The organism is Mesocryomonas fontinalis, from assembly GCF_055730125.2.
In genome coordinates, this window is the sequence record NZ_JBUZWG020000008.1 from 1 (window position 1) to 24,443 (window position 24,443).

At 65.0% G+C, this 24,443-nt stretch carries 23 protein-coding genes and 2 pseudogenes; 12 read left to right on the plus strand and 13 right to left on the minus strand.

The window, feature by feature from the left end:
* Window positions 1–328 precede the first annotated feature (328 nt).
* From ACZL02_RS18570 to ACZL02_RS18585, 4 genes and pseudogenes are all read right to left on the minus strand, one after another.
* On the minus strand, window positions 329–565 hold the full coding sequence (locus ACZL02_RS18570) for a type 1 periplasmic-binding domain-containing protein (protein WP_472940381.1): 237 nt from the start codon (window positions 563–565) through the stop codon (window positions 329–331).
* A gap of 170 nt (window positions 566–735) precedes the next feature.
* Window positions 736–1,113 (minus strand): substrate-binding domain-containing protein, encoded by a 378-nt coding sequence (locus ACZL02_RS18575; RefSeq protein ID WP_472940382.1) that lies wholly within the window; start codon window positions 1,111–1,113, stop codon window positions 736–738.
* Window positions 1,074–1,303 (minus strand): annotated as a pseudogene (locus ACZL02_RS18580) (transposase); the annotation flags it as partial. The gene ACZL02_RS18575 and the pseudogene ACZL02_RS18580, both read right to left, overlap by 40 nt.
* A gap of 208 nt (window positions 1,304–1,511) precedes the next feature.
* Window positions 1,512–2,060 (minus strand): formaldehyde-activating enzyme, encoded by a 549-nt coding sequence (locus ACZL02_RS18585; protein ID WP_472940383.1) that lies wholly within the window; start codon window positions 2,058–2,060, stop codon window positions 1,512–1,514.
* A 233-nt stretch (window positions 2,061–2,293) separates the two neighbouring features.
* Here ACZL02_RS18585 and ACZL02_RS18590 point away from each other — a divergent pair, with 233 nt between their 5' ends.
* Window positions 2,294–2,932, plus strand: a complete 639-nt coding sequence (locus tag ACZL02_RS18590) for a cupin domain-containing protein (RefSeq protein WP_472940384.1) — start codon at window positions 2,294–2,296, stop codon at window positions 2,930–2,932.
* 538 nt (window positions 2,933–3,470) lie between these two features.
* Window positions 3,471–3,641: a hypothetical protein gene (locus tag ACZL02_RS18595; RefSeq protein ID WP_472940385.1), complete on the plus strand. Its 171-nt coding sequence runs from the start codon at window positions 3,471–3,473 to the stop codon at window positions 3,639–3,641.
* Between the two features lie 436 nt (window positions 3,642–4,077).
* Here ACZL02_RS18595 and ACZL02_RS18600 read toward each other — a convergent pair whose 3' ends face one another.
* Complete coding sequence (locus ACZL02_RS18600; protein ID WP_472940386.1) at window positions 4,078–4,443, minus strand: MerR family transcriptional regulator; 366 nt, start codon at window positions 4,441–4,443, stop codon at window positions 4,078–4,080.
* Window positions 4,444–5,100: 657 nt separating this feature from the next.
* A pseudogene (locus ACZL02_RS18605) lies at window positions 5,101–5,753 on the minus strand (leucine zipper domain-containing protein); the annotation flags it as partial.
* 493 nt (window positions 5,754–6,246) lie between these two features.
* Here ACZL02_RS18605 and ACZL02_RS18610 point away from each other — a divergent pair.
* The 3 genes from ACZL02_RS18610 to ACZL02_RS18620 all read left to right on the plus strand — a co-directional run bounded on the left by ACZL02_RS18610 (window position 6,247) and on the right by ACZL02_RS18620 (window position 7,385).
* The gene (locus ACZL02_RS18610) at window positions 6,247–6,549 is read left to right on the plus strand and encodes a hypothetical protein (RefSeq protein WP_472940387.1); all 303 of its coding nucleotides are present in this window, start codon (window positions 6,247–6,249) and stop codon (window positions 6,547–6,549) included.
* Window positions 6,537–6,761 carry a hypothetical protein gene (locus tag ACZL02_RS18615; protein ID WP_472940388.1) on the plus strand — a complete coding sequence of 75 codons (225 nt, stop codon included), beginning with the start codon at window positions 6,537–6,539 and terminating at the stop codon, window positions 6,759–6,761. The genes ACZL02_RS18610 and ACZL02_RS18615 overlap by 13 nt, the downstream gene beginning before the upstream one ends.
* 105 nt (window positions 6,762–6,866) lie before the next feature.
* Window positions 6,867–7,385: a helix-turn-helix domain-containing protein gene (locus ACZL02_RS18620; RefSeq protein WP_472940389.1), complete on the plus strand. Its 519-nt coding sequence runs from the start codon at window positions 6,867–6,869 to the stop codon at window positions 7,383–7,385.
* 16 nt (window positions 7,386–7,401) lie between these two features.
* Here the strand turns inward: ACZL02_RS18620 and ACZL02_RS18625 are convergent, their stop codons facing one another.
* The 3 genes from ACZL02_RS18625 to ACZL02_RS18635 all read right to left on the minus strand — a co-directional run bounded on the left by ACZL02_RS18625 (window position 7,402) and on the right by ACZL02_RS18635 (window position 10,637).
* The gene (locus ACZL02_RS18625) at window positions 7,402–8,496 is read right to left on the minus strand and encodes an aromatic ring-hydroxylating oxygenase subunit alpha (protein ID WP_472940390.1); all 1,095 of its coding nucleotides are present in this window, start codon (window positions 8,494–8,496) and stop codon (window positions 7,402–7,404) included.
* A gap of 84 nt (window positions 8,497–8,580) precedes the next feature.
* The gene (locus tag ACZL02_RS18630; RefSeq protein ID WP_472940391.1) at window positions 8,581–9,339 is read right to left on the minus strand and encodes a class II aldolase/adducin family protein; all 759 of its coding nucleotides are present in this window, start codon (window positions 9,337–9,339) and stop codon (window positions 8,581–8,583) included.
* Between the two features lie 125 nt (window positions 9,340–9,464).
* Window positions 9,465–10,637, minus strand: a complete 1,173-nt coding sequence (locus ACZL02_RS18635; protein ID WP_472940392.1) for a pyridoxal phosphate-dependent aminotransferase — start codon at window positions 10,635–10,637, stop codon at window positions 9,465–9,467.
* Between the two features lie 358 nt (window positions 10,638–10,995).
* Here ACZL02_RS18635 and ACZL02_RS18640 point away from each other — a divergent pair, with 358 nt between their 5' ends.
* Window positions 10,996–12,615, plus strand: a complete 1,620-nt coding sequence (locus ACZL02_RS18640; RefSeq protein ID WP_472940393.1) for a phytoene desaturase family protein — start codon at window positions 10,996–10,998, stop codon at window positions 12,613–12,615.
* Between the two features lie 11 nt (window positions 12,616–12,626).
* Here ACZL02_RS18640 and ACZL02_RS18645 read toward each other — a convergent pair whose 3' ends face one another.
* Genes ACZL02_RS18645 through epmA form a run of 3 tightly spaced genes read right to left on the minus strand, consistent with a single transcriptional unit; the run spans window position 12,627 to window position 15,295 of the window.
* Window positions 12,627–13,133, minus strand: coding sequence for a hypothetical protein (locus tag ACZL02_RS18645; protein WP_472940394.1), 507 nt, complete (start codon window positions 13,131–13,133; stop codon window positions 12,627–12,629).
* A 48-nt stretch (window positions 13,134–13,181) separates the two neighbouring features.
* Entirely contained in the window at window positions 13,182–14,246 is a 1,065-nt protein-coding gene (locus ACZL02_RS18650; RefSeq protein ID WP_472940395.1) for a lysine-2,3-aminomutase-like protein, read from the minus strand.
* A complete protein-coding gene (epmA, locus tag ACZL02_RS18655) occupies window positions 14,243–15,295 on the minus strand; it encodes an EF-P lysine aminoacylase EpmA (RefSeq protein ID WP_472940577.1) in 1,053 nt (350 codons plus the stop codon). The genes ACZL02_RS18650 and epmA overlap by 4 nt, the downstream gene beginning before the upstream one ends.
* A 114-nt stretch (window positions 15,296–15,409) precedes the next feature.
* Here epmA and efp point away from each other — a divergent pair, with 114 nt between their 5' ends.
* From efp to ACZL02_RS18685, 6 genes are all read left to right on the plus strand, one after another.
* Window positions 15,410–15,976: an elongation factor P gene (gene efp, locus ACZL02_RS18660; RefSeq protein ID WP_472934948.1), complete on the plus strand. Its 567-nt coding sequence runs from the start codon at window positions 15,410–15,412 to the stop codon at window positions 15,974–15,976.
* A gap of 237 nt (window positions 15,977–16,213) precedes the next feature.
* Window positions 16,214–17,440 carry an ABC transporter substrate-binding protein gene (locus ACZL02_RS18665; RefSeq protein WP_472940396.1) on the plus strand — a complete coding sequence of 409 codons (1,227 nt, stop codon included), beginning with the start codon at window positions 16,214–16,216 and terminating at the stop codon, window positions 17,438–17,440.
* Window positions 17,441–17,624: 184 nt separating this feature from the next.
* Window positions 17,625–18,497, plus strand: a complete 873-nt coding sequence (locus ACZL02_RS18670; RefSeq protein ID WP_472940397.1) for a branched-chain amino acid ABC transporter permease — start codon at window positions 17,625–17,627, stop codon at window positions 18,495–18,497.
* 2 nt (window positions 18,498–18,499) lie between these two features.
* Window positions 18,500–20,545: a branched-chain amino acid ABC transporter ATP-binding protein/permease gene (locus tag ACZL02_RS18675; RefSeq protein WP_472940398.1), complete on the plus strand. Its 2,046-nt coding sequence runs from the start codon at window positions 18,500–18,502 to the stop codon at window positions 20,543–20,545.
* A complete protein-coding gene (locus ACZL02_RS18680) occupies window positions 20,538–21,260 on the plus strand; it encodes an ABC transporter ATP-binding protein (RefSeq protein WP_472940399.1) in 723 nt (240 codons plus the stop codon). Before ACZL02_RS18675 ends, ACZL02_RS18680 begins: the two co-directional genes overlap by 8 nt.
* Window positions 21,261–21,420: 160 nt before the next feature.
* On the plus strand, window positions 21,421–21,849 hold the full coding sequence (locus ACZL02_RS18685) for a hypothetical protein (RefSeq protein WP_472940400.1): 429 nt from the start codon (window positions 21,421–21,423) through the stop codon (window positions 21,847–21,849).
* Between the two features lie 108 nt (window positions 21,850–21,957).
* On the opposite strand, the gene ACZL02_RS18690 is transcribed toward ACZL02_RS18685, so the two are convergent.
* Window positions 21,958–24,270 (minus strand): Tex family protein, encoded by a 2,313-nt coding sequence (locus tag ACZL02_RS18690; protein WP_472940401.1) that lies wholly within the window; start codon window positions 24,268–24,270, stop codon window positions 21,958–21,960.
* Window positions 24,271–24,443: the final 173 nt, after the last annotated feature.

Consider the following 24,443-nt stretch of genomic DNA (forward strand, 5'->3'; position numbering starts at 1 on the left):
ACTACGGCGATCGACACGACGGACAAACTCTACGAATGACAAAGTCGAAGTGACATTCAGCTCGGAATGTTCGTCGATTTGGGCGTCGTCTCGGCAAAGCCCTACTGGCGCGATGGGACGGCATCTGGCTGGTCGAGAAACTTAACAGCCTGGACGAGAGCACGAGCTTACGGATTTCGCCGCGTCTTTCGCCCTCGACGATATCTATGCGACGCTGGATCCGGGATCGCGGCCGCGGCTTCGTCTCGTCAAGGAGCCGCGGCAGGGGTGAAACGCCATCGGCGCGGATCCGACGGGATACGCTCCGATGTCTGGTCAAAATTTCGACTTAGAAGTCGAAGTTGTTGATGTTGGCCTTGGTGAAGACGTGCGGGGCGCCGAGCAAGATCTGGCTCAGGTTGACGATTTGTAGGTCGCCGAGGCAGCCGGCTTTGAACGAGTTGTCGTCCGGCTTCAGCGTGCAGTCGGCGACGGCGGACATCACCATGCCTGCGGCGTAGCCGAGGTCGACTGTCGAACACAGGATCTTCGACTTGATGCAGTCGCCGTTGACGTAGGGTTTCATCGCATTGGGCCCGCCAGGCCCACGACCGCGACCTTGCTGCAGGGCTTGTTCTGCTGGACGGCTTCCGACGCGGCCGGCGTCGTGACGAAGGTCATGCCAAGAATACCCTTGAGGTCCTCGCGATACTTGTTTATCAGCATTTGCGCTTGGTTGAAGGACAGGATGTTGTCCTACTGGGCCCCACGGTTTCTAGGAACATGATCTACGGATGGCATTTTTTGGGCATAGCCAGCCATCTCGGTGAACCAGCGCGCTTGGTTCGGCTTAGTAAAGGTCGAGGTGACGATGGCGAACAAGCCTTTCTCGCCGATCTCGGAGACCAGCTGGTCGATCATCGACTTGGCGACGCCGTTCGGCTCTGCCTGGTTGACGAACCACCGGCGGGCATCGGCCGCGGCGGCGGCATCATAGCCGACGACGTTAATGACGGCTTCCAGCGTGCGCTTCAGTACGTAGGCGATCGCCACGGGGTCGTGGACAGCATAGACAAAGCCGTCGTAAGCCTCGCAGCTTCCACAAGCCAACCCCGTATGCCGGCCTTGCGCCATCGATTCAAGCCGTTGACGCAGGTCGTGTGCGGGCCGTAGCGCGCGTGGATGTCGGCCAAGGGGGTGCCGGTGCGCAGCCTTCAGAAGATCCAATTCAGCAACCGCCGATCGTCCACGCGCGGCACGGCCTTATTGGCAGAGGCGGCTAGGTCACCGACCATTCGAAACTTGTTAGATCAAAACGTGCCATCGGAAATCCGTCGAACAGGGAAAATGAATCAAAACAAGCCCGTCACGGAAAGAGCTTTTTGGGTCAATGACATAGACCGATCACCCTCATGGTTAGCCTGTCGAACCTCAGGATCGGCACGCCGTTGACGTGCCGTTCGTGGTCTCTCGCCCTTCGACAAACTCAAGATGAGGCACCAAGCGTAGGTTCGCGCTCTTCGCTGCGGAAGTCAGATCTTACCTTCGAGACCCATCTGGTGGTAGCGGTGCATGATCTTGTCCTGGTTCTCGAGCAGCCAGTCGATTGACGGCTCGTTCATCATCGCCTTGCGGATTGCCTCGGTGGTGCCGCGGCGGTGCAGGTCAAACAGGATCTTGTGGTCGAGCGCGTCATCGTCGACGACGCTCGGGGCAAGCCAGACGGAGCAAATGATGCCGAGCTCGTTCGCCTTCTCCTTCGGGATGAAGCCGGCGCGCACCGCATCGAGCACGCCGTTGGCGATGGCGAACTGCACCGTGCCCATCAGAATGTTGGTGTATTTCAGGCTGGTGACGGTCACTTTCGAGACGCAGAGCGTCACCGGACGGACCATGATGTCGGTGTTGAGCAGCGCGAACACTCGGGTATGGCCCGCGACCTGGTCGCCGGTCAGCGTGGCAATCGCGGTGCCGACCGGACCGTCGAGCTCGCCGATGACGATTTCCGGCTCGGCCGCCGTGCCGGGCGGGCCGCCTGCGATCAATGCTTCTCCGGTCCGCATTCCGATACGCTCGCTCATGGCTGTTCCTTTCGAGGCGGCAATGCGTCAGGGGGTAGGCTCTTCGACCGGCCGGGCCTAGCCCTTCCCCGTCATTTGCGTGTCGTTTTCCGCCGTTCGTCCCAGTGTCCGGCCGAAACCCTGCGAAGCCTTGCGAGCCGAGATGCATCGGTATATTCATCCAAGTGAAATTATTCCGTGCGAGCCGGCGTGAGCCCGCGCTTGGGGAAGGGTCTTTCGTGAATGATCAGCCAATGGATTTTCATCGGCTAGACGCCGAACCCACCGACGATGTCGCTTCGGTTGAGGCCGTTTCGACCGGCAGTGATCCGGTCGAGGTGCTCGGTCCCCTGATCCGCGAGCGGCGTAAGGAACTTGGGCTGACGCTCTCCGACGTGTCCAGCCGCAGTGGGCTCTCCGTCGGCCATCTCTCCCAGGTCGAGCGCGGCCTTTCGACGCCAACGATCCGCCAGCTGCAGCAGATCGCGGCGACTATGGGCGTGACCATCGGCTGGTTTTTCCGCGCCGAGGCGGAGACGCCGGAGGAAGGCAAGGGCGGTGTCGTCATGCGCGTCGGCCAGCGCCGGAAGATGGAGATGACCAACCTCGGAATTGTCGATGAGCAGCTTGTGCCGAACCTCGACGGCGCGCTGGAACTCCTATTCTGCACGTTGCAGCCGGGCGCTGGTGCTGGCCCCGAGGCCTACACCCATGCTGGCGAGGAGGCGGGCCTTGTGCTGGCCGGCGAGATGGAGCTCTGGGTCGAGGAAGAGCGCTACCACCTGCGCACTGGCGACAGCTTTGCCTTCGCCAGCACCCGCCCGCACCGCTACTGCAATCCTGGCAGCACTGAACTGAAGGTCGTTTGGGCGATCACCCCGCCGAGTTATTGAAACTGCGGTCTTCTGAAATATCGAGGCTGCAGTATAGAGGCGCGCACCCCCTCTGCCCTGCCGGGCATCTCCCCTCAAGGGAGAGGATCGACAGATGCCGGTGCCGCAGCTGATGATCTCCCTACCTGACGGGGAGATGAGCGGCAGCCCAGAGGGGGCGAGCCGCTGCGACTTTCGACCAATCCCTTTTGATGCGGATTACTCCGCCGCTACCCGCAAGCACAGATAGTATTGAGGCCACCCTCGCCGTGCATAGCATTTCCTGGACATTTGGATGTCCAATCCCTTGTGCGCCTTCATTCGGAAGAAAATGCCTGATCGCATCCAGTGAAAGGCAAGTGCATAATCAGACATGGAGCAAAGATGGCTATCGATTGTGCGGTTCGCTAATGAAGGCCAACCCGTAAGGAGTTCAATTTCTTCGCTCGATACGGTATTCGCTCTCGCGATGAGGCCCGGGACGTCCTTACAGCCTCCCGCCCGGGCCCGCGTCAGTTGCCTGCACGCGAGTTTTTGCCACCTGGAAATGCTCAAGGTAATGTCGTTGACCGCGGCGCGGAGCGACGTGGTGGCGATCATCTCCGGCTCGGGCGAGCCGACGTTGCTGCCCTCGGAACTGACCGTGGATGAGACCGTTAAGAGGTTGAAGGAGAACGAATATGAGCACCGCTACATTCACTCCCGCCCGGCATCGCGCTTACAGAATTAGCCGCCGCCGAGTTCAGCCGGCTAAAGCGCTATCTCCGGCTCGCGGAATAACGATAGGTATTGTAATATCATTCGTACTCTGGGCAGGCTTTGTCTTCTTAATGTCCTAATCTGCGTAAAACCCTATTGCCCTTGTTGGCAGTGGGGTTCTGCTCTGTTTCGGACCATGAGAATTGTGAGATGACGAACAGAAGCAGCGGAAGAATTTGGATCCTCGCTACGCATGTCGCGGATAACTATCTTAAACAGCGGCTCGGTCCTGTGTGTGGTGTGCAAATTTTATGCGTCCTCTAATCTGGAAGAAGAAGGTGTTACAGAGGTTCGATTATCTCGATAACGCAAGACGAGGTCGACACCGACCGTGATTGAGAGATCGGCATCGAAATCAGCCATGATGCCGTCGAAATCGAGTTAGCTCAAAGGCACATTTAGGGCGCTTAATCCTCGTGCGGTAGACGCGTTGCAGCGATTTCATCCGAAATGTTGCGCAGGACTTTCTGGAGGTTCTCTATCTCGGTGGAGACTTCGTCGCGTCTCCGTTGTAAAGCGTTAACAAATTGATCCTTTGACTTGACTTTTAGCAGCTGCTTCACCTCAAGGAGCGAGAAGCCGAGGCGGGCGATGTGGGTGATCTTCTTCAGTCGAGCCACATCAGCATCGTTGTATAAGCGGCGCGAGCCCGAGATGCGCTTGGGCGAGATTAGGTGGAGCTCTTCATAAAAGCGCAGCGCGCGATGTGTGACGCCGATCATCTCAGCGACGTCGTTAATGGTGTGGGGATGTGTATCTTCGATCGCGGCCAACTGGCGCTCCTTGATCTTTGGCCCTTTGCGCGACCCGAACTCTGCGGAACCCCCCTCAACGCCATATACGATCGCGTCACGCTAGCCACTGCGTCGATCTTTAATGACCGCGGCGCTTGAGTCCCATCGTTGAAGCAGGTGCGCTGAGCGACGCTGTCCTTGCACGGTGCAGCGTCGCTCTATGTGCAATTTTTAAAACCTGCTGCAGTAAGCCTTTTCCGGCTTTGTCGCCACTTTTTCTCAATCTCTGCTCGTAGGTTCCTCACTCAGGCGTCCCTTATATTTGCAAATGACGATAGCGGAAGCAAATAAGGCGAGTATCCACCTCCTTAAAATGAACCTCGTTGTGGTCGATATTCTCGATGAAAGCGTTGATTGCTTCCCATTCTGCAAGTTCGTTGCGAACGATCTTCTAGTTGCATTGCCGATTCATGGTGGTCATAGACCATAAACAGGGTGAACCAACTTTTCTCTGAATACGCCATTGCCCCCTCTCGATCAGCAAACAGGATGACCTTCCCGTCCGCAGAGTGCCATCATTCGCAGCAGACTGTGTGGCCGTCTAGGTCTCGTCAGACAGAGCTGCTCAGTCGCGTAAACATGTGAAAGACTGCAAGCGCAGCAATTCAGTACGCGACGCTGTCAGCCCTTTCGTAGTAGGCGACCGTAGTAGGCGACGGCGGCCCTTAGGAAGGCGACGGCGCTGACGGCCTTCCCGTCCGGTATGATCTGCGAGAAGGCCAGGCATCTACGAGAAAGCAAGGCGCAAGGCGTCGTCGATGGAGACGTGGACGAACTCCCAGCCAATGCCGCGGGCGTTTAACTGCCACTTGCGATCCCTGGTGATGCGGTGGCCGACCCGGTCGAAACGCCCAAGCTTCTTGATGCCGAGGTGGACATGTCGCCGGGATGGGCGTGTTCGTAGCGACGTATCGCTCGGCGGGCTCCAGGTCGCGTATCTGGTTGAGGCCAAGGCGGGAGAGGATGCGGCTGACGGTGGCCGGCGATAGCTTCAATTCAAGCGCAATCCGCTTTCCCGTCCAGCGCTCGCGGCGTAGCGCCTCGACCTTGTCGACGATGTCAGGCGAGGTCGGACGGAAAAGACGATGCGGACGGGAAGAGCGATCAACGAGCCCCGCCGCACCCTCGGCCTTAGAGCGGGCCACCCACTTGCGAACCGTACGCTCGCAGACCCCCGCCGCCGCCGGCAGCCTCCGCAGACATTCCGCCAAGAACTGTCCGCCAAGAACTGATTGAACCAGACGCTCTCGACCGCGTGGCGTCAAACGGGCATTCTTGTGGATGTTCATCTGGTCCTCCTCCTTGGCTTCTAAAGCTTCGCAACCTCAGCTTCCTCGGAAAGGACTGGATGGACAACCTATTGAAAGCTCACATCTAAAGGCCCGTACCAGTATGATTTCACGACGCAGTGGACATGGACAAGACTAAGTCATGGCCCAAAGTTAAGATAATAAGCCTAGGTTTTTATGCCTACATATAGGCCTCCAGCTTTTTATATCGCATCACGTCTTGTCCCCTCTGAACAGTCGTTTCACCGGAATCGTTTGCGCCGTGGATGTTGTTCGGGGTCGTTGAATGAGCAGCCGCTGCGTCTGATACCGACGCAGAACCAAGATGCCAAAGGTTCCAAGACGCCGAACTTCAACACGGCGTGGTCGATAAACGGCAACGTAACGAGCTCACCGGTTTCCCGAAGTTCCTTCGTCAGATCAGCTTCTTGAGGTTGAGATAGTAAGTGCTCTTGCGCAGCCGCTGGTTCCCGTTATGGAATTGTGGAACCTGATGCTGGTCGCGGTCGGCGGATTTGGCTTTGGCTTGCTGCTCGGCATCGCCGCTGCCGTCAGAAAACCCCGCGCTCGGATGAAGAAATCTCCGGCCAACAATTCGCTCTTGCTGATCGCGCTCATTTACCTAATCCTCATCGGCATCCTGGTCGCGGTGTTTCTGCTGCTCGAAACCGCACTCCCGGCTAAGGCACCTGTTGGACACGATCGTCAGCAACGACATTCCGATATGTCTCGATGCGACACGAAATGCGCTGGCATCCCGAGATCGGCCTATCGGAGGTCTGGATGTCCGGTTTAGTTGCCGGGCATCTTGAAACCATCGGCTACGAGGTTCATCGCGCCCTTGCCCGCACAGCTGTTGTCGCGACGCTGCGCAAAGGTACCTCGGCCCGTTCGGTCGGCGTCCGCGCCGACTTCGACGCGCTGCCGATCCTGGAGGCAACCATTAAGCCTTGTGCCCGCAACATCCCCGGAGTGATGCTTTCTGGGGCCAAGATGGCCATACGGTAATGCTGCTGGGGGCCGCCAAGCGCATCGCCAAGCGAAGGACCTTCGACGGCACCGTGTACCTGATCTTTCAGCCGACCGAGAGGAATTTTTGCCGGGGCTGAGCTGATGGTGAACGTGGGGCTGTTCGCGCATTTCCCTTGCGATGCCGTCGGCCACCTCTCGCAGGTCGAGCGGGGCCTCTCGACGCCGACGATGCGGCAGTTGCAGCAGATCGCGGGGACGCTGGGTGTCACCATCGGCTGGTTCTTCCGCGCAGAGGCGGGGGCGCCGGAGGACGAGGGCGAGGCCGGTGTGGTGGTGCGGGCCTCGCGCCGGCGCAAGATGGAGATGACGCGCCTCGGCATCACCGACGAACTGCTGGTGCCGAACCTCGACGGCGCACTGGAACTCTTGTTCTACACGCTCCAGCCGGGCGCCAGGGCCGGGCCCGAAGCCTATAGCCATGCCGGCGAGGAGGCCGGGCTGGTGCTGTCGGGCGAGATGGAACTTTGGGTCGAGGACACCCGCTACCACCTCGCCACCGGCGACAGCTTCGCCTTCGCCAGCACCCGCCCGCACCCCAACCGCAACCCCGGCAGCACCGAGTTGAAGCTGGTCTGGGCGATCACCCCGCTGAGCTACTGACGGTGGTCGGCAGCCTTCACTCGGCCGCCACCCCCTGTGCTTCCTGCGCCGGATCGGCAAGCGCATCGCGCACCATGTTCTGGAAGCCGAGCACGCCATGCTCGTATTTCGGCGAGACCGGTCCGCGGGTGTAGACGCCGGCGTTGAGGTTGCGCTGGACGCCGAGGATGATATCGATGTCTTCCGAGACGATCTGTGCCGACCATTCCGCCGACTGCCGGTTGGCCTCGGCCTTTTCAGCGCTGACGTCGGTGAAGAAGTACCAGTTGATGTGGCGGATGCGGCCGGGGCCCAGCGGCTCGACGGTGGCGATCGACGAGCCCCAGTCGTAGAGGTTCAACATCAGCACGGGGAACCGGTAGAAGTAGAGGCCGCGGGTCAGCCCGCCGTCGCGCGCCGGCGCATGCAGGTGGAAGAACTTGTCGTCATAGTGGACGTCGACCTTGTACTGCTCGATGTCCATCGAGGCGCAGAGGCCCGGATGCATGGTCTGGCAGTGGTAGCACTCGAGGTAATTGTCGCCGTAGGTCTTCCAGTCGACATCGACGTCGCGGTCCTTCGACATGAAGTAGTGCTGCTGCTCCAGCGGATAGTCGGCCGCCATCGCGTCGATCGGGCCGAGCCACTCCCGCAGGCTCTCGCCGCCGCGCGCGATGCGCAGGAAGACCAGCCCGCGCCATTCCTCGCAGTCGACGGGGTAGAGCCCCCACTCGGCGGGGTCGAAACTGTGGTCGCCGCCGAAGTCGCGGGCGCGCTTCAGAAGGCCCGCGCGATCGAAGCCCCAGGAGTGGTAGGGGCAGACGACGAGCTTGCCGCAATGGCCGCTCTCAGCTGAGACGATCTCCGCGCCGCGGTGCCGGCAGACATTGTGGAAGGCGCGCAGCACGCCGTCATCCCCGCGCATCGCGAAGACCGAATAGCCCGCGACCGTCCCACGGACGTAGTCGCCGGGGTTCGGGATCTTCTCCGACCAGGAGAACAGCATCCAGTTGCGGGTGAAGATCTTCGCGCGTTCGTCGGCGAAGCTGTCCTCGCTCGAATAGGCCCGTGCGGGCAGCGTCCAGGTCAGGGCGGAAGGGGCAAACTGCGGCTTCATGTCGGTAACGGTCATGAGGGTCTCCAGCCCGGAAAATGCAGCCTGTATCTGTCTGTCCGCTCGTCTGATGCCTGTTCGTCTTGTTCGGTACTCGCTCGTTCAGTTTTTGTACGACGGGTCGATCGAGTCGATGGTGCGAAGATGCGCGGCCCATTCGAGCAGCAGGTCGCCGTCGTCGAACGCCATCTGGTCGAACTGCTCGGTGACACGGCGCCCGACGGCGTCCGGCACCTCGACCAGCGGCCGGCCCATCGACAGCGTCGCGACCTGGATCTCGCAGGCGGCGTTGAGATAGAACATCGCGTTGAACATCTCGGCGGCCGTGCGACCGACGGCGATGAGGCCGTGGTTTCTGAGGACGAGCGCCGGGAACTCGCCGAGGTCGGCGACGATGCGGTCGCGCTCGGAATGGTCGAGCGCGATGCCCTCGTAGTCGTGGTAGCCGATGCGGCCGTAGAACTGCAGCGCGATCTGGTTCAGTGGCAGCAGGCCGTCCGCGATCGAGGAGACTGCGACGCCGGCGCGGGTGTGGGTGTGCATGACGAAGGTGGCATCGTGCCGGGCGCCATGGATCGCGCTGTGGATGGTGAAGCCGGCCGGGTTCACCCTTGCCGTCGAGCCGTCGACCTTGTTGCCGTCGATGTCGATCTTCACCAGCGAGGACGCGGTGATCTCCTCCCAGCGATAGCCATAGGGATTGATCAGGAAGCGGCCGTCCTCGCCCGGTACCCGCGCGGTGATGTGGGTGTAGATCAGGTCGGTCATCTTGTAGTGCGCGGCCAGCCGATAGCAGGCGGCCAACTCGACCCGCGTCCGCCACTCCGCGTCCTGGTGGGTGACAGGGGAATGCAGCGTCATCGGAGGCTCCGGTTCATGATCATGAAATCAAATCCAACATTTTCACGTGGGGATAGCAAGGAAGGTCTGTCGCAGTTCACCGCGTCGCCCGGACCGGTTCTGCAGAAACCGGCGTGCGCGAGCGCCTAGAGGCTGCGAACGAAGCGCTCGATGCGCCGGCACGCCTCCGCCAGCGTTGCCTCGCCCGAGGTGAAGGCGATCCGCAGGAAGCCGTAGGCAGGAGCCCCGAAGGCGGTCGCGTCCAGCGTCGAGACGCCGGTCTCGCGGAACAGCCGCCAGGCGAAGTCGAAGGGCGTCAAGCCAGTCGCGCGGACGTCGACCAGCACGAACATGCCGGCATCCGGCGTCAGCACCTTGATCTTCGGCACCCCTGAGAGGGCGGCGACGACGAGGTCGCGCCGTGCCCGGTAGCGTCCGCGCATGTCGGCGGTGACCTCGGCATAGCTTTCGATGGCGGTGAGGGCCGCCTGCTGCACGAAGCCCGGCATGCCGTAGAGCATGCAGAGCGCCAGCCGCTCCATGTGGTGAACGAGTTCGGCATTGGCGACCACCCAGCCGACGCGCCATCCGGTCATCGCATGCGTCTTGGACAGGCTGCCGACGGTGACAGTGCGCTCGGCCATGCCCGGGAGCGAGGCCATCGAGACATGTGGCACGTCGAAGGTGAGGGCGCCGTAGACCTCGTCGACGATCACGGTGAGGTCGTGCTCGATGGCGATGGCGGCGATCCCCGCCAGTTCATCCCGCGTCACCACCGCGCCGGTCGGGTTGTTCGGCGTCGCGAAGATGATCGCGCGGGTGCGCGGCGTCACCGCGGCGCGGATGGCGGCAGGGTCGGGCCGAAAGCCGGTCTCGGCCGGCATCGGCACCGGCACGATCCTGGCGCCCGCCACCTGCAGCGTCGCCTCGTAGGTGACGTAGGCGGGCTCCAGCACGATCACCTCGTCGCCCTCGGCGAGCAGGCAGAGCGAGGCCGCAAACAGCGCGTTCTGGGCGCCGGCCGTCAGGATGACGTTGCCCGGCGACAGGTCGGGCTGGCCGAGCGAGGGGCCGAGCAGGCGGGCGAGCGCCTGGCGCAAAGCGGGCCGGCCGGGCACGTCGGTATAGTGCGTGTCGCCGGCGCGCGTTGCAGCGACGGCCGCGTCCATTACCGGCTCGGGCGTCGCGAAGTCGGGATCGCCGATGGTGAGGAGAATGACATCCTCGCCACGCCGCTGCGCCGCTGTCGCGGCCTCGTGGATCTTCCAGGCGGCGACGCCGGGGCCATCGATCCGCTCGACGAGGGGGGAGAAACGCATGGACATGTCCTGTGGGTCTGGAAGGCTCGATCGGCCTTCTTGGAGCCGAGCAGCAAGGCAAAGGCAAGTCGGGCCTTTGTTTCACGGTCGCCTCCTGATGATCGAAGGGGGTTCACAGCTGTGAAACAGTCCGTACTGCCTACAGACCCGAAGCGGCAGCGCGCGATGTTGCCGTGCCGCCCAGCCCAACTCGGTCTCGGCTCACGCGGTCTGGCCTTTATAGCACGGTTAGCCAGGACGTCGTTCCGGTTGGGGCCGCGCCGTCGGTCCCCTCCGCCCCCTTGCATCCGGCGCATCGCGATGCCTTAATCTTCACAGGCATGAAAATATAGCCGTTGCAGCTTCGGGGGCACCGTCCATGGCGAGGGAATACGACGCGATCATCATCGGTGCCGGGCACAACGGCCTCGTCTGCGCCAACTATCTCGCCAAGGCCGGCCTGAGGGTGCTGGTCCTCGAGCGACGCAAGGTCATTGGCGGCGCCGCGGTGACCGAGGAGATCTGCCCGGGCTTCAAGGCCTCGACCTACTCCTACCTGATGAGCCTCCTCCACCCGCGCATCATCCGCGACTTCGACCTGAAGCGCCACGGGCTGGAGGTGCTGCCGTGTTCGGACATGATCTCGCCGGTCGGCGGGGACGACTACATCCTGTTCTCCGACGACATCCGGAAGACGCAAGCCTCGTTCGGCAAGTTCTCGAAGAAGGACGCCGAGGCCTATCCGGCGTTCGACACCTACCTGATGGAGTCCGCGGCGATCGTGCGCAAACTCCTGTGGGAGACGCCGGTCGACCCGTCGAAGGGCGACTGGAAATCGTTCAAGGACAGCGCCCAGATGCTGTGGAAATACCGCAAGATCGGCGACAAGATGCACCGCATCGCCGACCTCATGACGATGAGCGCCTACGACTTCCTGAGCGAGTGGTTCGAGGACGACCGAATCATGGCGGTGCTCGCCTACTACGCCTCGATCGGCACCTTCGCCGGGCCGAAGACGCCGGGCTCGGCCTACGTCATCATGCACCACGTGATGGGCGAGCACGAGGGTGCCGGCGGCTGGGGCTTCATCAAGGGCGGTATGGGCATGATCACCCAGTCGCTGGCTTCGGCCGGCCGTGCGCTCGGCGTCGAGATCGTCGTCGATGCCGACATCAAGGAAATCCGCGTCGCCGGCAACAAGGTGACCTCGGTCGTCACCGCCAAGGGCGACACCTATTCGGCGAAGACCATCGCCTCCAACGCCAATGCCAAGATCGTTTACCAGCAGATGCTGGACCCGGCGCTGGTGCCCGGCGGCGTGAAGCGCGAGATCGACAACTATCGGACCTTCTCGACCGCGTTCAAGATGAACATCGCGTGCGAGCGCCCGCCGCAATACACGATCCTCGACAAGGTGAAGGCGGACGGCGCGCTCGGCAAGTTTCCGTACCCCACCTACATGCACATCGCGCCGGACATCGACTACCTCGAACGGGCCTATGACGATGCGAAGTATGGCGGCTACTCCAGGCGGCCGTTCATCACGCCGGTGGTTCCGACCATCGTCGACGACACGCTGGCGCCGCCCGGCAAGCACGTCGTCAACCTGTTCGGCGGTCATGCCCCGTACGAGCTGAAGGGCAAGGACTGGGCCGCCGAGAAGGAAGGCTTCAAGAAGGTGGTGCTCGACACGATCGAGGAGTGGGCGCCGGGCTTCAGCGCTGACATCATCCAGGCGAACCTCATCATCGCGCCCGATATCGAGGGCGTCGTGAACATGCCGCAAGGCCACATCTTCCACGGCGAACTGTCGGCCGACCAGCTGTTCTTCCAGCGTCCGGTCTCCGGCTATGCCGACTACCGCACCCCGGTCGAGGGCCTCTACATCTGTGGCGCGTCGATGCACCCGGGCGGCGGCGTCTCCGGCATTCCCGGCGCCAATGCCGCGCGCGAGATCCTGAAAGACCTGAGGCGTCGTCCGAAGAAGCGGGCCGCCTGAGGAGGCGCGCGTCAGTCTTTGACGGAGCCCCGCATGGCCATCCTGATCGCGTCGATGTCGATGATCGGCGGCGCGATGAACGGCTGCAGCACGATCTTCACCCTCGCCGGGCTGCCGCTGACGAGAGCCGTTTCGGGATAGACCGAGCCGCGCATCTGATCGAGCGGGCCGGCCTGCGGGCTCTCGTTCGAGGCAAGGAGAGTTGGCTTTGCCGGGCTTGGATCCGCGCGACCGGGATCCGACGTGCCTGGGGTGACGTAGCCGAAGGCCTGCTCGGGCAAGGCCGCGGGCAGCTGCGCGCTGATCCGCTCCGTGCGAGCGGCGCGGCGGCTTATCGGCCGCGCGGGTTCAGCGCGATGGGCGTTGATCTGCGGCGAGGGGCGGGGGCTGACGGAACGACGGCAATCGCCGTTGAAGCAGGAGCCGTGACCGGGCGTCGACGGGCGAATGATGGCCCGATGACCGGCACATCCGGTGACCGTCATGGCCGAGGCCAGCAGCAGAATTCGAATACGCACCAGCACAGCCTCCGCGGGATGCCGCAGTCTAGGCGCGGTCCCGTAAATTTAGGCTGAAGGGCCTAGCGTTGCGCCCTCATCGTCCCCGCGCGGCGGATAGGCATGCTGCAGCCCTTTCGGATCGGTGACCTCCCGACCATCGGCAGAGAGATAGCTCGGCCCGACCGGCACCTTGCCGTGGCCGCCGGGGATATCGAGCACGTAGGTCGGCTGGCAGAGCCCGGAGATATCGCCGCGCAGCGACCGCATCAGGTCCTGCCCGGTCTCGATCGAGGTTCTGAGATGCGCGGTGCCGGGAGCGAGGTCGCCGTGGTGGAGGTAGTACGGCTTGATCCGGTTCTCGACGAAGGCCCGCATCAGGGTCCCCAGCGTCTCGGCGTCGTCGTTGATGCCGGCGAGGAGAACGGTCTGGCTGACCATCGGAATGCCGGCATCGACGAGCCGCGCCACCGCGGCGATGGCGGCCGGCGTGAACTCGCGCGGGTGGTTGGCGTGGAGCGCGACGAAAACGGCGCGGCCGAAGCCTTTCAGCGCGGCGACGAGCGCGGCGTCGACCCGCGCCGGATCCACCACCGGCACGCGGGTGTGCAGGCGCAGGACCCGCACGTGCCCGATCTTGCCGAGCGCCTCGGCGATGAAGGCGAGGCGGCGGGGCGACAGCACAAAGGGGTCGCCGCCGGTGATCACCACCTCCCAGACCTCCGGATGCGCGGCGATGTAGGCGAGCGCGCCGTCGAGCTCGGTATCCGACAGCGTGCCGAGGCCATCGGGCCCCACCACCTCGCGGCGAAAACAGAAGCGGCAGTAGACCGGGCAGACGTGCAGCGGCTTCAGGAGCACCCGGTCGGGGTAGCGGTGGACGATGCCCGGCACCGGCGCGTGCGCGTCGTCGCCGATCGGATCTGCGAGGTCGCCGGGCGCGGCGTCGAGCTCCTCCTCCCGCGGCAGGAACTGGCGGCCGATGCCGTCGTCGGCGTGCTCGATCAGCGCGGCCATGTCGGGGGTGATCGCGATCGCATAGCGCTCGGCCACCCGTTCGATCGACGCCAGCCTTTCCGCGGGCACCAGTCCCGCGCCGACGAGGGCGGCGGCGCTGCGCAGCGGGCGGTTCACGCCGTTCCCCGCGCGACCGGGGTCCAGATCACGTCGTCGATCTTCCCGGCGCCAACGGCGAGCATCACCAGCCGGTCGAAGCCGAGGGCAACGCCGCTGGCCTCCGGCATGATCGCCAGCGCCGACAAAAAATCCTCGTCTAGCGGATAGCGGGTCCCGTAGACGCGCTGCATCTCGTCCATCTCGGCGGTGAAGCGGCGGCGCTGCACGGCGGGGTCGGTCAACTCGCCGAAGGCGTTGGCGAGCTCGACGCCGCAGCAGTAGATCTCGAACCGCTCGGCGACCCTTGGGTCGTCAGTGCTGGGGCGGGCGAGGGCGGCTTCGGCAATGGGGTACTCGCAGAGGATCGTCGGGCGGCCAGTGCCGAGTTCCGGCTCGACGCGCTCGAGCAGCGCTTTCGAGAACAGCGCCGACCAGCTGTCGTCGGCGGCGATGCGGATGCCGGCGCGGACCATGCCGGCGGCCAGAAGATCGCGGTCGGTCCCGCCGGAGGCGTCGACGGTCGCGAGGAGGTCGATGCCGATGTAGCGCTCGAACGCCTCGGCCAGCGTCACCCGCTCCGGCTCGGCGAACGGATCGGCGGTGCGGCCGCGGAACGCGAACTCTCTGGCGCCCGTCTGCTCGGCGGCGAGCGCGATGAGCTCGGCGCAATCCTCCATCAGGCGCTCGTAGGTCTCGCCGACGCGGTACCATTCGAGCATGGTGAATTCCGGCGAATGCAGCGCGCCCCGCTCGCGGTTGCGCCAGACCTTGCCGAGGCTGAAGATCCGCGTCTCGCCAGCGGCCAGCAGCTTCTTGCAGGCAAATTCCGGCGAGGTGTGGAGATAGTAGGTCTCCCGGCTGCCGTCGAAATCCAGCATGTCGGTGGCGAAGGCGGCAAGATGCGCCTCGTTGCCGGGCGAGACCTGGAGCGCGGCGGTCTCGACCTCGAGGAAATCGCGGGCCGCGAACCAGTGGCGCATTGCGGCGGCGATGGCATTGCGCTGGAGGAGGCGGGGCCGGCGGTCGGCGTGGACGTCGGGCGTCCACCAGGGCGAGGCGTTGATCATCGGGCCTATCGTCGAGTGGCGACTGGCGGTCGCGCGCGAGATGCGGTAGGTGCGGCGCATCGAAGGCCGTGCCGCTGGGCACCCCGCAAACTGAAGTTTTAAGGACCAAACATGGTGAAGGTGATCGCCAGTTCCCTGCGCAAGGGCAATGTCGTCGACCAGGATGGCAAGCTCTATGTGATCCTCATTGCCGAGAACATCCATCCTGGCAAGGGCAATTCCGTGACGCAGCTCGACATGCGCCGCATCTCCGACGGCGTGAAAGTGTCCGAGCGCTTCCGCACCACCGAGACCGTCGAGCGGGCCATGGTCGAGGAGCACGACCACACCTTCCTCTACAATGACGGTGACGGCTATCACTTCATGAACCCGGAGAATTTCGACCAGGTCACGGTGCCCGAAAGCGTCATCGGCGACATGGCGCCGTATCTCCAGGAGAACATGACTGTCGCGCTCTCGCAGTACAACGGCTCGCCGATCTCGCTGGTGCTGCCGCAGCGCGCCACCTTCGAGGTGGTCGAGACCGAGCCGGTGACCAAGGGCCAGACGGCCTCGGCCTCCTACAAGCCGGCACTGCTGTCGAACGGCCTGCGCACCGCCGTGCCGCCGCACATCGCCACCGGCACCCGCATCGTCGTCCTTACCGAAGACGGCTCCTACGTCGAGCGCGCCAAGGACTGATCGCCCGATCCCGCCGAGCCTACAGACGCCCGTCCCGCTGGTTGCGGGGCGGGCGTCGTCGTTTCCGCCCGCGACTAGCGGCAAAAAATCGCTCGCCGACTTCCGATACCTCCTTCGTCCAATGGACAAACGCCGCAGAGGCGGCCAGACTTCCCGCAGAACCCGGAAAATCGGGTCTGGATCGGTGTCGACGGACGCGGGCAAAGCCCAGCCAGCCGCGGTGCGATAAGGGGAGGAATGAGGGTGCGTTTCACGGCGAAGCTTTATCTGGGCGTCATGCTCGGCACGGCGGCGATGGCGGGAGTTCTGCCCGCGCACGCCGAGGATCCCATCAAGATCGGCGTTTCCGGCCCGTTCACCGGCGGCTCGTCCGCCATGGGCGTCTCGATGCGCGACGGCGTCAGGCTCGCGGCCTCCGAGATCAACGCCAATGGCGGCGTGCTCGGGCGGCAGATCGAACTGGTCGAGCGTGACGACGAGGCCAAGAACGAGGTCGGTGCGCAGGTCGCGCAGGAGCTGATCAACAAGGAAGAGGTGGTCGCCACCCTCGGCTTCATCAACACCGGCGTGGCGCTTGCCGCCCAGCGCTTCTACCAGGAAGCCGAGATTCCGGTGTTCAACAACGTCGCCACCGGCACGGTGATCACCAACCAGTTCGCCCAGCCCGACTACGACAACAATTACGTCTTCCGGAACTCGGCCTACGACGTGCTGCAGGCCGGCATGATGGTCGACGAGGCGGTCGCGCGCCAGCACACCAAGATCGCGGTGCTCGCCGATTCCACCAATTACGGCCAGCTCGGCCGCGCCGACATCGAGAAATATCTCGGCGAGAAGGGCATCACCCCGGTTGCGGTGGAAAAGTTCAACATTAAGGACGTCGACATGACGGCCCAGCTGCTGAAGTCGCAGCAGGCCGGCGCCGACGTGATCCTCGCCTACGGCATCGGGCCGGAGCTGGCGCAGATCGCCAACGGCATGGCCAAGCTCGGCTGGAAAGTGCCGATGATCACCTCCTGGCCCGCCTCGATGCAGAGCTTCATCGACATCGCCGGCGCCAATGGCAACGGCGTGATCATGCCGCAGACCTTCATCGAGGACGGCACGCTGCCGAAGCGCAAGGCTTTCCTCGAGAACTACTACAAGACCTACAACGTGAAGAAGATCCCGACGCCGGTCGCCGGTGCCCAGGGCTACGACTCGGTCTACCTGATCGCCGCGGCGATCACCCAGGCCGGCTCGACCGAAGGCCCTGAAATCCGCGCTGCGCTGGAAGACCTCAACACCAAGGTCGAGGGCGTCGTGACCACCTACGACAAGCCGTTCACCGCCACCGACCACAACGCCATCACCCGCAACATGGTGGTGTTCGGCCGCGTCCAGGACGGCAAGATCGTCTACGACAAGGAAGAGGACGCCAAGAACGCCGGCGTCGTGCGGGTCAAGGAAAAGGCCGCCAACTGATCGGTGGCAGTCGAGAGCGGCGGGTCATGCCAGTCTTTCCCCCGGGAGATCCAGTCTCCCCGGGGAGAGATGAGGGCGGGCCCGCCTCCACGTCCGGTCCGGGGCGCGCCGCGGGGCGCTGTCCGTCTCCATTGCGCACTTCGCCTGCGGCCGCCGCCGCCGGAACATCAGCAGGGCAGTTTCCATGACCATCTTCCTGCAGCTTGTCGCCTCCGGCGTCGCGATCGGCATGATCTATGCCGCCATCGCCTTCGGCTACCAGCTCACCTTCGCGACCTCGAAGACGCTGAACTTCGGCCAAGGCGAGGCGCTGGCGCTCGGCGCCCTGTTCGGCCTGACCCTGGCGCCGTTCACCGGCTACTGGCTGATGATCCCGATGGTCCTGGTCTTCGGCTTCGCCCTCGGCGCCGTGGTCGAGCGGCTGGCGGTGCGGCCGGCGGTGAAGATCAAGTCGGAATACGGGTGGATCATGGCGACGATCGCGCTCGGCATCATCTTCCGCAACCTTGCCGAAAACATCTGGGGCCGCGACGATCTGAAGTTTCCCTCGCCGCTGCCCGAGGAAGCGATCCAGCTCGGCGGCGTGCGCATGCTGCCGATGGAGCTGCTGATCATCGCCGGCGCGCTCCTGATGATGCTGGCAGTCGAGATCTTCAACCGCAAGTCGATCTGGGGCAAGGCGGTCATCGCCACCTCCGACGATATCGACGCGGCTGGCCTGATGGGTATCAACACCCAGCGCGTCATCACGCTCTCCTATTCCATCAGCGCGATGACCGCGGCGTTTGCCGGCGTGCTCGTCGCCCCGGTGACGCTGACCGGCGCGACGATGGGCGCGGTGCTGGCGCTGAAGGCATTCGCGGTGGCGATCATCGGCGGGCTTGAATCCGGGCTCGGGGTGATCGTGGGCGGGCTGATCCTCGGCATCGCGGAAACGCTGACCGGCTTCTACATCTCCACCGGCTACAAGGACGTGCCCGGCCTCATCCTTCTCCTCGTCGTCTTGTCGATCCGCCCGGTCGGCCTGTTCGGCAAGGCCGTGATCAAGAAGGTCTGACGATGAGCGCCTCTTCTTCCATGCCGTCGATCCCTGCCGATACGGCCTCGCGCAACCGGTCGCGGTCGCTCGGTGGCATCGGTGCGGTGTTGCTGGTAGTGTTTCTCGCCGCCTTCCCATTCGCCGTCCCCAGCACCTACTACCTGCATCTGCTGACGGTGATCGCGATCTACGCCATCCTGGTGCTCGGGCTCGACATCGTCGTCGGCTATACCGGCCAGGTTAGCCTCGGCCATGCCGGCCTGTTCGGCATCGGCGCCTATGCCGCCGCCGTCATCTTCATGCACTTCAAGCTCGGCATCTGGTTCGGGCTGCTGGCCGGCATCGGCGTCACCTCGGTGTTTGGCCTGCTGCTGGCGGTGCCGGCGCTGCGGGTCACCGGGCCGTATCTCGCGATGGTGACGCTGGCCTTCGGCACCATCATCCAGATCTTCATCAACGAGTTGACGCCGCTGACCAACGGTCCGCTCGGCATCACCTTGCCGCCGCCGCGGGTGCTGGACTTTGCGATGCTGGGCCTCACCGCTCCGTGGGGAGCCGCGGGCAAGAAGCTCGAATTCTACTATCTCGTCTGCATCGCACTGCTGGTGACTATTCTCGTGGTGAACCGGGTTGTGCGCTCGCCCTACGGCCGGGCCTTCGAGGCCCTGCGCGACAGCCCGATCGCCTGCGACTGCATGGGCGTCAGCGTCTACCGCTACAAGGTCTACGCGTTCGTGCTTTCGGCGGCACTGGCGGGTCTCGCCGGGGCGCTGTTCGCCTGGTCCGAGCGCTACGTCGCGCCCAACTCCTATGGCTTCGAGCTAACCGTCCTCTTTCTCCTCGCGGTAACGATGGGCGGGCGAAAATCGCGTGCCGGCCCGCTGATCGGCTCGGCGATCATCGTGATGATGCCGAACATCCTCGCCGACATCGCGCTGGTGCGGATCATGGCCGGGGTGATCGCCGCGATCGCCCTCGTCGTCGGTCTCCAGGCGTTCCTGCGCCACCGGGAGAACCGCTTCGCCATCCTCGTGCCGGTGGTGCTCTGCATCCTGTTCTTCCCGGCAACGCTCATCCTCCAGTCGGTGACCGACTTCCGGCTGACGGTCTTCGGCCTGATGATCCTCTTCGTCGTCTACTATCTCCCCGACGGGATCGTCGGCTTCCTTCGCCAGAAGATCCCGGCGCTGCGGCCAGCCCATACCGCGGAGGGCCGCGAGATCGCCGGCGATGGCTCGGCACTGATCGTGCAGCGCGGCGGCAGCGGGGCCGATCCGCTGCTGAAGGTCGAGGCTGCGCTGATGCAGTTCGGCGGCCTGAAGGCGCTCGACGGCGTCGACCTCGTGGTCCGGCCGGGCACGATCCACGGCCTCATCGGCCCCAACGGTTCCGGCAAGTCGACGATGATGAACGTCCTCACCGGCATCTATGTGCCGACCGGTGGCAGCGTGACGCTCGCAGCGGGCGCGGGGGCGGCCAAGCGCCTCGACGGGCTGAAGCCCTCGGAGATCGCGCTCGCCGGCGTCGCCCGGACGTTCCAGAACGTCCAGCTGTTCCGCGAGATGACGGCGTTGGAAAACGTCCTCGTCGGCCTTCACCACGCGTTCCGCGGCAATCTCTTCGACGCCATCCTCGGTACCGCGCGCCGCAAGCGCGAGGAGCGCGAGGCCCGGCAGCGGGCGAGCGCGATCCTCGATTTCGTCGGGCTCGGCGAACTCGCGCATGTCGAGGCCCGCAACCTGCCCTACGGCAAGCAGCGTCTCCTCGAGATCGGCCGCGCGCTGGCGCTGGATCCGGTCCTGCTGCTGCTCGACGAGCCTGCCGCGGGCCTCACCGCCCCCGACATCGCCGAGCTCGGCGCGATCATCCGCAAGATCAAGGACGCCGGCATTACGGTGATCCTGATCGAGCACCACATGGACGTGGTGATGAGCCTCTGCGACCGCGTGACGGTGCTCGATTTCGGCCACAAGATCGCCGAGGGCGGCGCGCGCGACATCCAGAAGGACCCCAAGGTGATCGAGGCCTATATCGGCACCACCGAGACGGAGCCGGCGCATGCTTGAGGTATCGAACCTTTCCGCCGGCTACGGCCAGATCGAGGTCCTGCACGGGCTGACGCTGAAGGTGCCGAAGGGCAAGGTCGTCACGCTGATCGGCTCCAACGGCGCCGGCAAGACCACGACCATGCGCGCGCTGTCCGGCATGATCCGGCCGACCGGCGGCTCGATCAAGCTGAACGGGCAGGAGATCTCGGGGCTCGACAGCCATGCCGTCGCGCGTTCCGGCCTTGCCCATTCGCCCGAGGGACGGCGCGTCTTCCCGACCCTCAGCGTCGAGGACAACCTGACCCTCGGGGCGTTTCCGCGCCTCACCGGCGCCCGCGCCAGGGGCGATGTCTCGGCCGACCGCGAGCGCGCTTTCGTGCTGTTCCCCCGCCTGAAGGAGCGGCGCACGCAGCTCGCGGGCACGCTGTCGGGCGGCGAGCAGCAGATGCTGGCGATGGGCCGCGCGCTGATGCTGAAGCCCGACATCCTGCTGCTCGACGAGCCGTCGATGGGCCTTGCGCCGAAGCTTGTCGAGGAGGTCTTCCGCATCATCCGCGTCCTCAAGGAGGAGCAGGTGACCATGCTGCTGGTCGAGCAGTTCGCCATGGCGGCGCTCGGCGTCGCCGACCACGCCTATGTCATGGAGAACGGCCGCATCCGCGTCGAGGGCCCGGCCGCGCAGCTGCGCAACGACCCGGCCATTCGTGCCGCCTATCTCGGCGGCGATCACTAACCGCTTTTTTTTGGCACGCGGGCTGGCTACGTCGGTCCGCTGACTGTGTGCCCTGCGGCGGGATTGTCGTTGCAAGGGGCCGGCCATCCGGATTTCGCTTGCGGTCGGCGGTGCGGGGCGGCTACGCGGGCAGCCTCCTCCTCCATGCCCCGGGGTCCGCATGTCGATCGAACGCTTCCGGCAAGACGCCGACCTTCTGCTCCGGCACTTCGACCTGCAGCGGGCAACGGGCGGTCGCTTCGACATGCAGGTCGACCACGTCTACAGCGGCGACCCCGTCGCCCGCAGCTGGCACTGGACGAGCGCCGGCGATGAGCGGGACAGGCGGGCCTCGGCGCAGATCATGGTCATGCTGAAGGTGGTGGCCGGGCGCGACTGGCATGTCCTCGACTTCGAAGCGCCCCGGCTACAGCACCGCCGGCCGCAGGCGGGCGCCTCGGCCCTCGGCAAGGCCTCCGGCGAATGGCATATCCTGACCTTTCAAGGCACGGGCGAGGGACACGCGCTCGACAGCGGCTACATGCTGTTCGAGGCGGCGGCGGATTTCGACGCCGTCCGCGATGAGCTGGAGCGTCCCGCCGCGGCGTGAGTGCCGCCCGCCCGACGACCGGATCGAGGGGTGGCTATCCGGGACGATGACCCGGAGCACGGGGCACTCCGCTTGCTGGCGAACGCCGGCACAGCGTTCTCGCAGCGATCAGCGCCGTTTCAGCGCTTCCGTCAGCGCCGCGCCGAAAGCGCCCGTCGGCTCGGCCTTCGCCGCAGTCGGCTTGCCGCCGGTGGTCGCCGGACGCGGCCGCTCCGCCCGCTCCGTCCTTGGCGCCGCAGTCTCGGCCTTGCCGGAGGCGGCGGTCTTCATCGACAGGGAAATCCGCTTGCGCCGTGCGTCGACTTCGAGCACGCGCACCTGGACCACCTGGCCGGCCTTCACCACGTCGGCCGGATCCTTGACGAACTGGTCCGAGATTTCCGAGACGTGCACCAGCCCGTCCTGATGGACGCCGATGTCGACGAAGGCGCCGAAAGCCGCGACGTTGGTGACCGTCCCTTCCAGCATCATGCCGGGCTTCAGGTCAGACATCTCGCTGACGCCCTCCCTGAAGGTCGCGGTGGCAAAGCTTGGCCGGGGGTCGCGGCCGGGCTTTTCGAGTTCAGCGAGGATGTCCTTCACCGTCGGCAAGCCGAAACCGTCGACGGCGAACTGCCGGGGATCGAGGCCCCGCAGCGTCTGGGCGTCGCCCATCAGCGCGGTCAGGTCCTTGCCGGCGGCGGCGACGATCTTCTTGGCGATCGGATAGGCCTCGGGGTGCACCGCCGAGGCGTCGAGCGGCTCGGTGCCGCCCTGGATGCGCAGGAAGCCGGCGCACTGCTCGAAGGCTTTCGGGCCGAGCCGCGGCACCGCCATCAGCTTCCGGCGGGTCGCGAACGGGCCTTCCTTGTCGCGGTGGGCGACGATCGCCTCGGCCAGCACCGGGCCAATGCCCGAGACATGCGCGAGCAGCGCCGAGGAGGCGGTGTTGACGTCGGCGCCGACGGCGTTCACCGCGTCCTCGACGACGGTCTCCAGCGCGCGACCCAGCGCGCTCTGGTCGACGTCGTGCTGATACTGGCCGACGCCGATCGCCTTCGGGTCGACCTTGACGATCTCCGCCAGCGGATCTTGCAGGCGCCGCGCGATCGAGGCGGCTCCCCGCAGCGACACGTCGATATCCGGCATTTCGCGCGAGGCCCGCTCGGAGGCCGAGTAGACGGACGCACCGGCCTCGCTGACGATCACCTTGACCGGCTTCTCGCCCGGCAGAGCGGCGATCACCTCGGCGGTGAGCTTCTCGGTCTCGCGGCTGGCGGTGCCGTTGCCGATGGCGACGAGCTGGATCTTGTGCCGGCGGATCAGCGCGCCGAGCGCCGCCGCCGCCCCTGCCGCATCGTTGCGCGGCTGGAACGGATAGACTGTCGCGGTGTCGACGAGGCGCCCGGTGGCATCGATGACGGCGACCTTCACGCCGGTGCGGATGCCGGGGTCGAGCCCCATCGTCGGCTTGGCGCCGGCGGGGGCGGCCAGCAGGATGTCCTTGAGGTTGCGCGAGAAGACGCGGATCGCCTCGGCGTCGGCGCGCTCCTTCATGGCGACCATCATCTCGGCGGCGAGATGGCCGTGGATCTTGTTCTTCCAGGCCCAGCGGACGGCGGAAGACAGCCAGAGATCGGCGGGCGCGGCGCCGGCCATGTCGATGTTGAACCGCCGGGCGATCATCGCCTCGGCGGGCTTCACCAAGGCGGGGTCCTCGGCGTCGACCGCGATGTCGAGCGACAGGATGCCCTCCTTGGCGCCGCGCAGCATGGCGAGCACGCGGTGGCCGGGCGCGGTCGCCCATTTCTCCTCGTGCTCGAAATAGTCGGCGAACTTCGCCCCTTCCGTCCGCTTGCCGCGCAGCGCCGTCGACCGCAGCCGCCCCCGGTCGGTGAGGTGTCGGCGGAGCGAGGCCAGCAGTTCGGGCGTCTCGTCCATCTTCTCGGCGATGATGTCGCGCGCGCCGTCGAGGGCGGCCTTCGCGTCCTTCACCTCCGCGGTGACGAACTCCCGGGCGATCTTCGAAGGGTCGACGCGGCGGTCGCCGAGAATGCGATCGGCGAGGGGGCCGAGGCCGCGCTCCCGGGCGGCATCCGCCTTCGTGCGACGCTTCGGCTTGAACGGCAGGTAGAGATCCTCCAGCGCAACCCGGGTGGCGGCGCCCTCGATGGCGGCTGCGAGAGCCTCCGTCAGCTTGCCTTGCTCGTCGATCGAGCGCCGAACCGTCTCGCGGCGGGCTTCCAGCTCGCGCAGGTAGACCAGCCGCGTCTCCAGCGCGCGCAGCTGAATGTCGTCGAGCCCGCCGGTCGCCTCCTTGCGGTAGCGCGCGATGAACGGCACCGTCGCGCCGCCGTCGAGCAGCGCCACGGCGGCGGCAACCTGGCCGACCGCCGCGCCGATCTCTCCGGCAATGATCGTCTCGATGCTGGCGCGGGCCATCCGTCTCTCCTTTGATGCGGCGACAGGATTACGTCGTCGCGGCCGGGCCAGCAACCGGAAGGTCCGTCGTCGTCGTTTGACCCTCGGATCGAGCAGAGATTGACATCTGTCGACGGGCGATCGAAAGATGTCAAAATAACCGGTGCTTCGGGAGAGCGGCGGTTGATGACAGC